Genomic DNA, 14,311 nt, shown 5'->3' on the forward strand with positions numbered 1-14,311 from the left:
TCAAGCTGACGTACTCGCCAAATTGCTTATAAACCTTGTTCAATTATTTAGGAGGTTTTTGTCTAATGATGAGCAAAGAGCCAATTCCGATCGCAATTCCAACGAATAAACCAACCAGAATTCCTAAACCAAGGGAATCATCTGATTCAGCCGGTTCAATTGAAGTCTTGTCTTGTATTTGTCCTGGTTGTTGAATTGTTTGTAATGGCAAGTCCAAAGTATCATTTTCTTTAATTTTTTCAGTTGATGGTGGCAGATCAATAATGATATTGTTGTTTTGATATACAGATGGGGTTTCTTTAGACAGGTTTGTAAATTGAGCCGATATAGTGATTGGTTCTGTCAGAGAACTACCTCCAAACAAAGTAGAATGCGTCAAAAGAGAGTACGTACCAGTTTGGTTAACAGGTACATGAAGCACAGTCGATGTCGCGTTTTTATTTTTTACAGGAAAGAATCCGCCTCCTTGACTAAACGGAGTGTTACCTAGCCAATCAAGTGAAGGCCATCCAAGAAACTCACCAAACACACCAGAAGGAACATTGGTTTGAACAATTTGTCCAGATGGGTTCATTACAAATACAGCAAGGTTTGTATCATCAGATTTCCATGAAATCTCCAAGGCAGCTGAAGTTATAGATTCATCTTGGATATCAAAATAATATTGTCGCCAATCACCAGCCATGTAACGATTGACCATATCAAATGCACCCTTGGTGTATCCACTTCCATACAAGATATTGTTACTTTGTGTTCCTTGAATGATAATGGTTGAATCATTTTGAAGTATTGGATATTTAACTACAAAAGACACAGGAGCATTTACAGTGTGATTACTGTTTTGAAAAGACAAAAATCCCTGATAGATACCAGTTTGTGTTTCTTGTGGAACAGTTAAAGATGCATCAAGAGTCACCTTACTTTTTGGAGGAACCGAAACAGTTTGATGATCAACTGAGATGACATACCAAGGTTCCTTTTGATAATAGCTTGCAGATAATGTATAATCCATAGACGTAGAATTCATTTTAGTATCACCCAACCAATAAGAATATCTTGTAGGCACGGGGTAAACTCCGACCAATGGAACACCGTCAAATTTTTCATGAGGATCCGAAACCCTCAATTCTTGCACCGTTCCCCAAGAACCAGCTCTGTTTACCATTGACAGCTCATTGCTAGTAATCTTTGTATCGTTATTGTTGTCAAGCCAATCATAAAGATACAGTGATGAAATTTTAATATCGTCTGCAAAAATGTCTGCAGTGTCATTCATAAAATTGTCAAATGGAAAATTCACATTAAGTATCATCATTGATGAATTACTAGGTATGGGGCCTTTTTTGTCAAAAAAATCACTTACTGGTGTGCGATGAGATATATCAGATAGTTTCACATAATTGGGAATAAATGTATCAGTATCATCAAGCAGGGGATCTTGCATATGAACAATGGTAGAATTATGAAGTTGATCCTGGGTGATAAGAGAAACAATTTCAGGTTTGATGTCAATGGTAAGTGTTTGATTTGTCGGATTTTCTATCGTAAATGTGGTTTTACTATTTTGTCCTGGATTTAGGTGTCCTGCAAACCAGCTAGTCATAGGTAGTGGATTTGAAGGTAATGCAAAGTGATCAAACCCAATTTGAGTGGAATTAATCTTGTTAATTGCAGGATCAAGAACAGCACGTATGTTTGAATAAGATGCATCATTGTGAACTATGAACACATCATTATTACCATGAACATAGTCCAGTGCCGATTCAATGTTTGCCAGGCCAGATCCTTGAGTAAAAGGATCATTATTTAGATCAGTTGCTGTAGACATTAGAATATTTTTGATGACAAAGGGATCGTAATCCTGAGATTGTTCTCTGAGTTCTTCAATTAAGAGAGCAGCACTTCCAGATACAAGTGGGGCTGCCATGCTAGTCCCACCAAATAATGAAAATGATTCGTCTTTTGAGTCCTTTTGAGTTTTTAAAACATTGGATGGAGTAAAACCATGTGCGCCAATACTCATTATGTCAGGTTTGGGATCTCCAATTGAACTTGGTCCTCTACTAGAAAAATCTACGACATGGTCATAATGAGATGTTGTATTTCCAAATCTAGGTTGATCTTTGAACGGTCCGTATCCAACAAAAACATTGTTAGTGGTAGCACCAACTGAAATACCAAATGGTGCAGCGTTTGGCAATCCAATTGTACCATATCCGTGTCCGGAATTTCCAGCACTAGAGATTATTGTAACTCCAGGATAATCTTCATCTAGAGAATTAGGAGTTGCCAACATATTCAAAATTGTTGAGAGAATATCCATACCGGGAGATGATTTGAAAGAAGGAAAATTAGATACACCCCAACTGTTAGATATTATATCAACAGCAGTATTTCCTGTAAACTTCCAATTGTTTTCAACATTTTCAAATCCAGCAGCCCATAACCAACCATAAACAGTATCACCAAACCATAGTGCCTTTATGGGGACAATCTTTGCAGAAGGAGCTACGCCAATGATAGAGTGCTTTTCTGTATTATTGTAAATATCATAAGTCTCTTGTCCTTTAGATGTTATTGATGATGCACTTGATGTGCCATGACCCATAAAGTCAGTCATTATTCCAAAGAATTCACCGTCAGGATCAAGTCCAGGCAACAGTGTCCCGTTAATTGCTTTTATGGAATCATCAATATTGGTGGAATTTTTTTTGATGGCACCATAAATATCAAGTACTTGTGCTCCCAAAGTTCCTGCACTGTAATCATTTTTTCCATCCTCGTTTGAATCATAAACAAGAAATTCATTTCCACTTCCTAAGACAATCGGTTTTTCATCAGTAAAGTCAAAATCATATTTTGGTTTTTGTCCGGGCTTTAAATCAAATCTGGTGTAATCTTCCCAAGAGGTACTAAGATCAGGAATTATCGTATCATAAACTCCTGATACCACAGAATCCACTACAAGAACAGGTACTACCTGAACTTGAGTATAAGGTCCTTGTAGGCCTCCTTGATATATTACCCCGACTCTATAGATGCCACTTTTTGATTTTATGTAGTCTCGATTGTCCTGTCCAATTTTTAGGTCATTTGTCAGAGTTCCATTAAAGACAATTGAATTTCCAAATTTAGGGAAAAAAGAATTATAGACTGGAATGTCACTGCCCTTACCTCCTTGCGACACATCTAGAAACACGCCATCCCTTGTAACATATGCAGAGGAAGTCATATGAGAGGGGATAGGCTTGCTATAGTTTCGAATGATTTCATTTTCATCAATATAGGCAAAAAAAGTAGCATTAGTTAGAACAATTCCCTGACCATCTGGATCAATCATTATTGGATGATTGATGTCATCTCTTGCAAGAGAATGTTGGATGTCGGGATTGGAGAAATCAACTCCAGTATCTACAATAGCAATAATAGTTCCATTACCGGTTGCAGAGTATTTTTTTTCAGATGCAGTCGAGCCAGTGATTAGTCCAATTCTAGAAGCATCTGCAATAACACCATCACCCGAATTATGAAAATCTAGCTTGAAATCTTCAATTACATTATAGCCTTGAGAAATCAAAGCAGACGCAGATTTTTCAGAAAGAACTGCAATGTAAAAAAATCCATTTTTTGATTCAATACCAGAAATAGAATTATTTTGCAGAAGATCAGTTTGCTGGTTCGTTCCAAAAACCAGATAACGTTTAAAATTATTTTCAGTGAAGAAATTTGGGTTTACTTTTAGAATTTCAGAACCAACATTATTTGGATTTTGAAGTTGTTGATTGGTAGCAGGCTGATCTGAAGGAATGTAAGCATATGAAATAGGAGAGAACACCATCAAAAACATGGTAAAGAAGAAGAAAATCGCCGCTTTGGGCATTGGTTGATTTTCCAATCTATTATTATTATAACTATCTTCTTCGGGCAATAATTGTAATTTGTAGTGCAACAATAATTCCAATTGAGGCAATGATTGGGAACATCAAGGAATTGAGTTGGGATGAGGCTTCGCCAATGAATTCAACAGATGTGGCAATAGTACCCGTACTGTCATCAATTTTGTTGCTTGCGCTCTCCAATGTGGTATCAAAGCCTTCGATTTCGGATTTGAGAATGTCAAGTTCTTCTGAGGTTTCATCCAAAATGGAGTTTAGTTTGATTATCTGTTCTGAGATTCCGCCAAGATCCTGGCTTAGAACATTAGTTGCTGCAGATCCATGAGAAGTGGTTCCCTGATTGAACGCAACTACATGAAATACGTGTGTTCCCTCCTCAATTGGAGTGTAATCAACAAAATACAGGCCTTGGTGCAATGTTTTAAAAGAATCAGAAAGTGGAACCGAGACTCCGGATGGAAGATGTACATGTGTTGTTTGCAAAAGTTCTCTTGGAGAATTTCCAACAAGTAGACCATCACTAGTAGTTTGCACAAAAACTCTGACTGGGTGATTGATTGCAGCAGTTTCAGGTGCAAAGACTAACGTATTTACAAATCTTTCAACTGGCACATCAAGTAATTCTGTAGTTGAAGAAAATTTTACATCAATCTTATGAGATATTCCGTTTTGTGCCGTACTTATTACTTCAACAGTGTAGGTCCCATATGGAAAATTGGTTGAAGGTTGAGGCCAAATTAGCAAGCTGTAGTTAAAGGAGCCATCCTCTTTGGTAGTGATCTGGTCAAACTTTGCAATTGACTCATCAGGAGCAAACAATCTTAGGATCAAATTTTCTTCAGGCAAACCACTTCCATATACTTGCAATGTATGTGCAGGAGAATACACCTTACTGTTTGTAAACAATACAAGTCCGTGTTCAACATTTTGCGAAAAAGAATTTGTAGGAGTTACAAGTAACAAGGCAAGTACAATAAAAAATAAAATGTAAAATCTCATTTGTATTTAATTCAAATGTTCTCCTAGATATTACTTCTGGAAAAATTATCTATAACACACGTTAAGACGGATTCAAAAAAAGAAAAAAAGGGTAATGTGAACTAGTTTTATCTTACAGTAATTGTTGTGCTAACTGGTGGTGATAATGCCGTTGGATTATCGACAGACTCCCAAACGAATGCAGTAGCAGTGTATGTTCCTGCTTGAGTTGGAATCCATGATAATGCTGGGCTAAATGACTGACCAGAAGATAGTGAACCTGTAATCCATGCTAGTGCGACTGTAACACCGTTTGCATCCTGAATCTGTACCAAGTATGCAAATGTTTGCTCTCTATCCTGACCATTTGCTAAGTCAGCACTGATTTGCACCTGTTGATCAACGGAAACAGTATCTAGACTGTTACCAAATGCATCAACTGTTCTCAAGTTAGCAGCTGGTGCTCTCTCGAGAGGTGGTACGACAGTACCAATTAGTGAAGTGGCAGTAATATCAAGTTCATCTGCAGTTGTGTATGGATCAGGTAGTGTATTGTCCTCATATTCTGCAGTGACAGTGTCACCTTCTGAGACTCTGAGTCTGTGACCAGAAGATTCATCGAGAGTTGTGAAGAACACAGTTCCCTCAAATATTCCGGTTGCCTCATTTGTCTCAGTTACAGTAAGGTCAATACCTCCGGCATCGGAGTCAGACCACACATCGACATCGAAGTTGTCGACTGCTTCTGGATCTAAGTTCATATCTGGATCAATTACTCTTACAACACCTGTTCCGCTTGCTGGGTAGCTTGCTTCAAGCCACTGAGTTTCACCAATGTTCCATCTGATAAGTGCTGAACCAACTACAGTTTCATCCTCTGAGAATTCAAAGGAGACAGTAAGTCCGTCATCATCATCAGCTGGTAAAAGTCCGTCAGTTGGACCGGTACCACGTGCTGTTGTTGTTACAACATCATTGCCGTTGGCATCTCCAGTTGTGGAATCACCGTCAGCGTCGTGGGTGAAACCGGTAAGAATTACCTCACCGGTAAATATACCTGTATCAGTACCAGTTTCAACGAGTTTATAATTGTCGAGATCAGCTCCTCTGGTTGCGACCTTTATAGGATCGAGATCAGTGTTACCAATTTCATCAATTAAGTCACCGTCAAAGTTGTGATCTGGTGCTACAACAGTGATGTATACTTTATCAGTCCATGAGTAGACTTTCTGGTCAAGTTCTACAGTAGCGCCGAAGTTAGAAGTGAACACTGTCAAGTTGACATCCTCATCTTCATCACCTACAAAGTCAGATCCAGATGGACCCCAGTCAGTATACTCGAGGACAATCTCTTCTCCTCTTTCTAATCTGTCGCCTTGTAATTCTTCAGGAATTTCAATGACAATCTGGAAAATTCCAGTGCTGTCACCTGTTTCTCTGAAGTTCAATGGCTCTGGATCAAATGCGTCTCCTTCACCGTCAGCATCACCCATGGTGATGGTGGCAGCATCAGAGTCCCATTCAATTAAGTCCAAGTCCCATGTTTCAGCTTGATCATTATCAAGATCAAGGTCTGGTTCAATGAGAGTTAAGATCATGTCAGATCCAATGATATATACTGATTTGTCAGATTGCAAGACACCGTTTCTCAGGTCAAATGTTGCTGAGTCAGTGACAGTATTCTCGTCACCAGATGCGTCTGCAGGATCAGTGTATTGTACTTGGAGGATATCTCCTTGTAAGATACAATAATTCTCATTAGTTGGAGATTCAGCACTGAATCGTGTTAATTCTCCATCTACTGCAGCCGTTGAAGAATCAAAGTCAACAGTTGTTGGACATTGAGAGTCAGCTGGACCATCAGTGTATTGAATTGTTATATCAGTCTCGAAGATACCTGCATCAGGTGCAATTTCACTGATTGGTCCAAACTGGTTTACAGTTGGGATGTCAGTAAATGTTGCAGTTGCAGTTGCACCACTAGTGTCACCTGTAAGGGTAACAGAACCAGTAGTGAACTCAGCTCCATTAACAAGTATGCTATCGAGGTCACCAGATTCAATTGAGCTAACTGAATCAGTAAATGTTGCAGTTGCAGTTAATGCACCAGCAGCAATGGTGACCGGACCGTTGGTGAAAGTAGCATCAGAGGAAGTTACATCTAACTCGTTGCTTTCAACATTAGTATCTCCGTTTGTATCAGTAAATGTTGCAGTTGCGGTGGATCCACCTTGTGTAATGGTAACTTGACCACTAGTGAAACCACTGTCTGAATTAGTTACAACTAATTCAGAAGCGCTAATTTCGCCAGTGCCCTGGTTAACGAAGAGAGCTCGTGCTCTATCACTTACTGGTACACCAGTTTGTGATATAATAACGTCCTCACCATCGGTAAATCCAGAATTATCGCTGATATTACTCAATTCAGAGACACTATCAACCATTCCATTACCAACTAGGTTTGTTCCAACATTGATGGTTCCATCAATGGTGTTTGGTCCACCAGCATATCCTAGAATCACAGTTTCAGAACCTCTAATTACAGAGATCTCAACTGGACCCACAGGTAAGCTGCGTGTGTTTTGTGCAATTTCATCTTCACCATTTGCGGATACGTCAAAGTCAGGATCGTTTACTCTAATGTGAACAGTTAGATCACCGTTTGGTAAGAAGCTTCCAGGAGCAGTTAGATCACTGTTGATACCAGTAGCGTGGATAGCAAAGATTGAACGGTTATCAGGAGCAGTATCTCCAGATAAGTTGCCAAAGTTGCTAGGTACACCAAATGGTACAGGATAAACTGTTCTGTCAAGGCTAATTGAACCCGTGTTTGCACGGATTCCTGCACTATCTCCTACCTCAATAATCTCACCGGATGCATCTCTAAAGTCAACATAGTTAACTTCAATATCCAAACCAGTTGCAGTTATTGGTGACTGTTCATTGTCAGGACACCAGAGGGCTGGAATTTGGAAATCACCAATGAATTTACCACTTGCTCTGTCTGTCTCTATCAAAGTAAAGCCAGTTGCAGCAAGTCCGGTATCAATGCCACTTGCCAATAATGAATTAGTACAAGACTCTTCATTACTTGCAGTCCATTTTTCATCATCAAATGTGACATCCAATACTCTACCTAATGCATCTCCATCAGACAAAATAAGGTTGAAGGCATCATCACCTACAACATCATCAAGTGCTGGTGCTAGAGAGCTATCAGATACAGTGGTATAGATATCGATAAGATCACTGTCTACGTTTAGATCTAAGTCTTCAAGCGTAATTACAACTGTGTCAGCAGTTTTGTAGGTATCAAGATCAAATGAGACAATACCTGAATGACTTGGTGCTTCCTCTTGATCAGCTACTTGAGTACTTACGCCATCTGCACCTAAATCAAAGTAATTGACTCTTGGAGAGTCTTCATCTGTTAGGTCCTCAATTACGATGAAGCTTGGATCATCTGCAATTGTGGTTAGATCTTCGTATGTACTTGGATCAAGTATATTGAGTTGGTTGATCATGATGTATTCCAAGGAACCCTCAAAGGTGCCTGTGTTATCACCAGTTTCTTCCAGTTCAATTCTGATTATTTGGTTAGCAATTCTTTCATCTGATTCTGTTCCGTCATTGACAAAACCAAATCCGAAGATATCAACTGCAATTGGCAACACTTGGTTGTCAACGATTGTGCCGGCTGGACCGCTTGTGTTAATTGTGAAATTAGCAACAAGAGGTGTTGAAGCAGCTAAGCCTTCAAAGTCAGCACGATCTAAGAGTATGATATCCTGTAGATCGTTAGTACCATTTACGATAGATACGCCAGCCAATGAAATATCAACGGTATTGATATTGACATTTGCAGTACCATTAACACCGTTATCATTTTCTAGTGCTCTAATATCGTAATTGAGTAATGCGAATCCATGGAAATTGTTTTCATCAATTGGTGTTGAATCAAATACGTCACCCATATCTCCGAAAGTTAGTGAAAATGCATCACCATCAGCTACTGGTATGTCACCATCAGCTACTAACAATGCTCTGTCACTAAATTTTTGTACATTTTCATTGGTCTCAAATGCACCACCAGTTATAGTGGTAGAAGTTAATCCCTTTAGGGTGTTTGGAGAACCAGTTTTTAATGCCGGAATTAGTGCGACGCTTGGATTATTCAAGTCTAAGTCTTCATCTGCTCTGCTGTTTTGGTTTGCATCATTGTCAACTAATTTGACTGGAATTTCTTCACCAGAATTCCATTCATCATCGACTGGCATGATGTCAATATTACCAAAGCTCAAGCCTACAAGAATCGTTACAGGATCCTCGTTATAATCAATAGATGCAGAAGTTCCTCTTTTTGCATCTGAGAGAATTATAATGTTAGAGGTGTCTGATTCATCATATGTACCAAACACACCGCTGTTAGGTCCCTGTTCTGTAATTGTTACTGGAACTGCACCATCAAGGAATCCACCTGCTGTTGAAAAGCTAGCTGGATCCAATGCATCAGTGCTAATGATTTGAGAATCATCGTTATCCTGTAGGGTAGCGACATTTCCTTGACCATTAACATTTGGATTAAATTCCAGTATACAGTTATCCTCACACATTAAGGATTTTAATGTACCAAAGTCTAATGCATTTGCATCGGTGTTGCTTGCAACATCACCTGGGGCGTTACCATTTTCATCAAATACTTGATAGTTAGTGGAAACACTTCCTAATGTACCAAATGTCCAAGAGTCTTCATCAGTTGGGTCAATGTTCAACCACAAGTCTGTGATTGTAACATGTACCTCAGATCCTCGCGGATATGAAGCTCTGTCCAATTCTGCTCCGGCAAATTGATCTACAGTATCAAAAGTAAGTGTTGTTGTTTGAACACCACCACCTTTGTTGTACTGAACGACTACGTTACCAGTTGGATTTAATGGATAGAGTTGGATAAATGGCCATGCATTTACATCTACATTTGGTGGGTTAGTACCACTACCACCAACATTATTGTTGATATCTTTGGCTTCTCTAAGTACATTTAGGAATGCACCTGGAGCACCTGGAGTAGCACAATCAGCACTGTTCCATGTAAAAGCATTTGCATCAGTTAAGAACTGACCAGGACCAGTATGTAATGCAGTACTGTCAGCTAATGTACAGATTTCACCAAAGTCAAGACCTACGCCTGCAGTAGTGGTTGTACCATCTGCAATGTTGGCCATGTCTTCGTCTGCAAAGTAACCGTACCAGTTACCGTCTACGGCTTGAACCATTCTTAGCTCTTTACCGTTAACAGTTACATCAGGTTCACCCTTAGATTCATCAGTATCGTTAATGTCTGAGTCGATTACGACTACCTCAATTACTTGAGGTCCTGACATATAGTTGTCAAACTGTGAGTTTTCTGCGGAAACAAATAGGTTAGCGTTGGCTGCATATGCAGCTGGCATTACACCAGGTACTGCAAATGTCATACCACCGGCAACCATAATTGTCATTAATGTAAGACTAGTTATTTTACGTCCTATTTCGTTATTCATGTTATTGGTGTTTCTCTCTAAAGTTTGTATTTAAGCCTAATGGACGATTTGTCCATAAATTAGCCAAAATTTATCATTTTTAGATAATTTTCCAAAATTTAATAAAAAACTTTCAAAGTTTGATATAAGAAATGTATAATAACTGTTAATTTACAAAATGATCGTCATATTTTTTAATATTTTTGTCTTGTTTATGTAATTTTTTTAGTCTGAACCGGATTTCTTACCCAAGAGTTGATTGTATAAGGATATTGCGTCTGCTTCATCTTTTGGTCCTATAATTACTGCTGATCCTTTCTTCATAAAGCTAACAGACATTTCATTTGTCCTCATGGACAATCCAAGATCGCCTTGATTCTCAACAAGAAATCCCTTCTTTTTTGCAGCACTAGTAACATATTCAACATCAAGATCAAAAGTTTCAGTAGGAGTAATAGAGTATGTACGCTTTCCTCTATTTCTGCCACAAAGTTCTTCCAACAACAGTTCTTCTTTTGGCAATATCTCAAGTTTTCCAGTTCCACAAATAGGACATTCTTCAGCTCTGAATGTACGTGTGCTGTTAAAATCTAGATTTTCCAGATCAATATGCAGAATTCTTTCAGACAAATTGGGTTTTTTCCCAAGTATGATTTTCACAGCTTCAGCAACCTCAATTCCACCAACAATGGACAATATTGATGGATGAACTCCCTCAATACTACAGGTAGGCATTGTATCCTCATTAAGATCAGGAAACATGCAAAAGTAGCATGCAGATTGTTTTGGCAATATAGTAAAGGCCTGCCCAGAAACACCTACTGCAGCTCCAGTTACAAATGGAATTCCAAATTTAACACAAGCCTTGTTTAACGCATATCGTGCATTAACACTGTCAAGGGCATCAATTACCACGTCGCATCCCTCAACTACTTCAAGTGCAGTATAATCATTAACAGATACGGCTAGAGCTTCAATTTTACAATCAGGATTTAATTTTTTTAATTTCCTTGCTGCAACTTCTACTTTGACTTGTCCCACATCATCTTCATCAAACATAGTCTGTCTATGCAGATTTGATAGTTCTATTACATCTCTATCAACAATTCGCAAAGTTCCAATACCCATTGCAGCCAACCTAGAGGTAATAGGGTTTCCAAGGCCCCCAGTTCCAACCACACATACTTTGGAATTTTTTAATTTCAATTGTCCTTGATAGCCAATCTCTTCCAACATCACTTGTCTTGAGAATCTGTCAAGTTCTTTTGAAGACAATTCATCAGAGCCTCCTGCAACTGCAGGAAGTATGTAGACATCATCACCGTCTTTTAGTGCTGTCTGCATCCCATCTGAAAATTTTGCATTTTTTCCATTGAGGTATATGTTAATTAGAGAACGAGGAGTACCATCGTTTTCCAAAATGCGTCGCTTAAAGTCATCACCCATTGTTTCAGAAACTTTTGCAAATGCATCAGTAAGAGAATCTGCTGCAACATCAATCTTTTTTTCTCCTTGACCTTGATTTAGTACAGATGGAATTGTAAATGTGATATTTGCCATTAGTTTACTACCGCCGAAATCTCTCCTACATCTGCTTTCATTATGTTAGGTTTCTCCAAAACTTGCATAATTGCCTCAGTTGCCTTGAGACCATTACCAGTAACATAGCAAACAACTTTGTCATTTGCATCAATCTTTCCTTGTTCCACCATTTTTTGAAGCACAGCTACTGAAACTCCACCTGCAGGTTCTGTGAATATACCTTCAGTTTTTGCAAGCAACAGTATTGCATCAAGTATTTCTTTGTCATTTGATTCTTCAGCAAATCCGTTGTATTGTTGTAAACGCTTTAGGACGTATCTTCCATCGCCAGGATCACCAATTGCTAAGCTCTTTGCAACAGTATTGGGTTGCTCAACTGGGATTACTTCATTACTATTATTTTTGAATGCATCTACAACAGGAGCACATCCATGAGGTTGTGCAGCAATCATGTGCATTCTAGATACATCATCTAGTAATGAAACACTTTGCAATTCTTCAAATCCTTTGCATATAGCATTTAACATTGCACCACTTCCTACAGGAACTATCAACTGATCAGGTACATTCCAATCAAGTTGTTCTGCTACTTCGTATGCAAGTGTTTTTGATCCTTCTACATAGTACGAACGCATGTTGATATTAACAATTCCAATTCCTTTACTGTCACCTATTTGAGCAGCTATTCTATTTGCATCATCATAAGTTCCATCAACTGCAATGTAATTAGCACCATAGGAAAGTGCTTGTGCAATTTTTGCCATTTCAATGTCACTGGGTGCAAAAATATGACACGGAAATCCACCCTTTGCAGCATGAGCAGCTGTAGCAGATGCCAAGTTTCCAGTAGATGCACATCCTACAGAAGACATTCCAAATTCCTTTGCCTTTGACACCGCAATTCCAGCAGGCCTGTCTTTGAACGAAAATGTTGGATTTACAGAATCATTTTTGATATACAAATTTTTTAATCCTAATTTCTCTCCTAGTTTTTCTGCCTTTGTTAAAGGAGTCATTCCCGCATCTATGCTTACTATGTTTGATTTTTGTTCTATTGGAAGTAACTCAAAATATCTCCAGTAGGTTTTTTCACGGCCAAAAAAAGCATCCTTTGATACAGAAGGGAAATCATATTTAACATCCAAGGGACCAAAACACTCATCGCAGATATACTTGAACGTAGATTCGTACTCTTTTTTGCATTCTCTGCATTGAAGTGATGTTCTTCCCAAGATCAGTATCTACCCAAATAGCATACATAAAAAATCCTAATATTTAGTTAAGTAATACTTAATTTTAAAGACATAGAAATATAATAAAAAATTCTCAGGTCTTTTTAAAAATTTTAAAAAAATGACAAGCATTTGAAAGAAAATAGTCTAAAAAAACAAAATTACAGTGATTTTTTGCAGAGGAAGGTTTTTAGTGATTTTAGAAGATAAAAAGTCATGGCAACTAATAAGATGATAATTCCAGTAATAGTAGGAATAGTCATCATTGGAAGTGCAGTTGCAGCAATATCAATGGATCAAGGATCAGACACTATGGAAGTTGAAGATACGGTAAACAAAGAGGTTAAACCATTAGAAGAGACATTGCCTGAGATTGAAGAAAAGATAAAAGAAATTGAGGATATAAATTTTGAAAACGAATATTCACCCAAACCAAGAGAATGGATGACCTCAGGACCATTTCAAGTTGATAGAAAAGAGTATGTCTTAGGAGAAAAAATTTTCATAAGGGCCAGTGGTTTAAGTTATGACGAGAAAGGTCAGGTTGCAATTTTGAGACCTCTGAACAGTTCACATTACTCAGTATATTTGACAATACCGTTTGATGGTGCAGAAAAACCTTCTTTTAATTACTACGTAGAACCACAACTTACAAAAACCAGAGGATTCTGTACAGCAGAGGATTTCATCGGAGACTGGAGAGTTGTCTTTAGAGGAACAGATTATCCAAACTTAGAGTTTAGCATAACTGAAGAAATTTTGCCTGGAGAGGAAGAAGATTATCAACCTGTGTGCTAATTTTTTACTTCAAAGAATTATGAAAGCAAACATTTTCTCCCAAATGGCAGGCAGGACCCGAAGGTTCAACCAGATAAATTATTGCATCAGAATCACAATCAACTAAAATTTCTTTTATCTTCTGAGTATTGCCAGACTCCTCTCCTTTCATCCAAAGTTTATTTCTAGAACGGCTCCAAAACCAAGAATTTCCAGTTTTTTTGGCAAGTTCTAATGATTCTTTATTTGTATAAGCCAAAGTCAAAACATCTTTTGTGTTAACATCTTGAACAATAACAGGAACAAGTCCGCCGCTTTTTTGAAAATCTATTTCGTCGATTGATTTTTCCATATTCTAAAACAAATC

At 38.2% G+C, this 14,311-nt stretch carries 7 protein-coding genes; 1 reads left to right on the forward strand and 6 read right to left on the reverse strand.

What is annotated here, in order from left to right:
- Nucleotides 1–43 precede the first annotated feature (43 nt).
- From ACOQN3_RS09250 to ACOQN3_RS09270, 5 genes are all read right to left on the reverse strand, one after another.
- Entirely contained in the window at nucleotides 44–3,880 is a 3,837-nt protein-coding gene (locus tag ACOQN3_RS09250) for a S8 family serine peptidase (protein ID WP_420546170.1), read from the reverse strand.
- A gap of 31 nt (nucleotides 3,881–3,911) precedes the next feature.
- The gene (locus ACOQN3_RS09255) at nucleotides 3,912–4,895 is read right to left on the reverse strand and encodes a methyl-accepting chemotaxis protein (RefSeq protein ID WP_420546171.1); all 984 of its coding nucleotides are present in this window, start codon (nucleotides 4,893–4,895) and stop codon (nucleotides 3,912–3,914) included.
- Nucleotides 4,896–5,002: 107 nt separating this feature from the next.
- A complete protein-coding gene (locus ACOQN3_RS09260) occupies nucleotides 5,003–10,414 on the reverse strand; it encodes a hypothetical protein (protein ID WP_420546172.1) in 5,412 nt (1,803 codons plus the stop codon).
- 204 nt (nucleotides 10,415–10,618) lie between these two features.
- Complete coding sequence (locus ACOQN3_RS09265) at nucleotides 10,619–11,953, reverse strand: ThiF family adenylyltransferase (RefSeq protein WP_420546173.1); 1,335 nt, start codon at nucleotides 11,951–11,953, stop codon at nucleotides 10,619–10,621.
- Nucleotides 11,953–13,167 (reverse strand): threonine synthase, encoded by a 1,215-nt coding sequence (locus ACOQN3_RS09270; protein WP_420546174.1) that lies wholly within the window; start codon nucleotides 13,165–13,167, stop codon nucleotides 11,953–11,955. Before ACOQN3_RS09270 ends, ACOQN3_RS09265 begins: the two co-directional genes overlap by 1 nt.
- 216 nt (nucleotides 13,168–13,383) lie before the next feature.
- Here ACOQN3_RS09270 and ACOQN3_RS09275 point away from each other — a divergent pair, with 216 nt between their 5' ends.
- On the forward strand, nucleotides 13,384–13,965 hold the full coding sequence (locus ACOQN3_RS09275) for a hypothetical protein (RefSeq protein WP_420546175.1): 582 nt from the start codon (nucleotides 13,384–13,386) through the stop codon (nucleotides 13,963–13,965).
- A 4-nt stretch (nucleotides 13,966–13,969) separates the two neighbouring features.
- Here the strand turns inward: ACOQN3_RS09275 and hisI are convergent, their stop codons facing one another.
- Nucleotides 13,970–14,296: a phosphoribosyl-AMP cyclohydrolase gene (gene hisI, locus ACOQN3_RS09280; protein WP_420546176.1), complete on the reverse strand. Its 327-nt coding sequence runs from the start codon at nucleotides 14,294–14,296 to the stop codon at nucleotides 13,970–13,972.
- Nucleotides 14,297–14,311 lie beyond the last annotated feature (15 nt).

The organism is Candidatus Nitrosopumilus sp. (assembly GCF_965223225.1).
In the GTDB taxonomy this organism is placed as follows: Archaea; Thermoproteota; Nitrososphaeria; order Nitrososphaerales; family Nitrosopumilaceae; genus Nitrosopumilus.

Excerpts from the sequence above, each read along its gene's own strand:
- ACOQN3_RS09275 (WP_420546175.1), top strand. The coding sequence starts at position 13,384 with ATGGCAACTAATAAGATGATAATTCCAGTAATAGTAGGAATAGTCATC.
- hisI (WP_420546176.1), bottom strand. The coding sequence starts at position 14,296 with ATGGAAAAATCAATCGACGAAATAGATTTTCAAAAAAGCGGCGGACTT.
- ACOQN3_RS09260 (WP_420546172.1), bottom strand. The coding sequence starts at position 10,414 with ATGAATAACGAAATAGGACGTAAAATAACTAGTCTTACATTAATGACA.
- ACOQN3_RS09265 (WP_420546173.1), bottom strand. The coding sequence starts at position 11,953 with ATGGCAAATATCACATTTACAATTCCATCTGTACTAAATCAAGGTCAA.
- ACOQN3_RS09250 (WP_420546170.1), bottom strand. The coding sequence starts at position 3,880 with ATGCCCAAAGCGGCGATTTTCTTCTTCTTTACCATGTTTTTGATGGTG.
- ACOQN3_RS09255 (WP_420546171.1), bottom strand. The coding sequence starts at position 4,895 with ATGAGATTTTACATTTTATTTTTTATTGTACTTGCCTTGTTACTTGTA.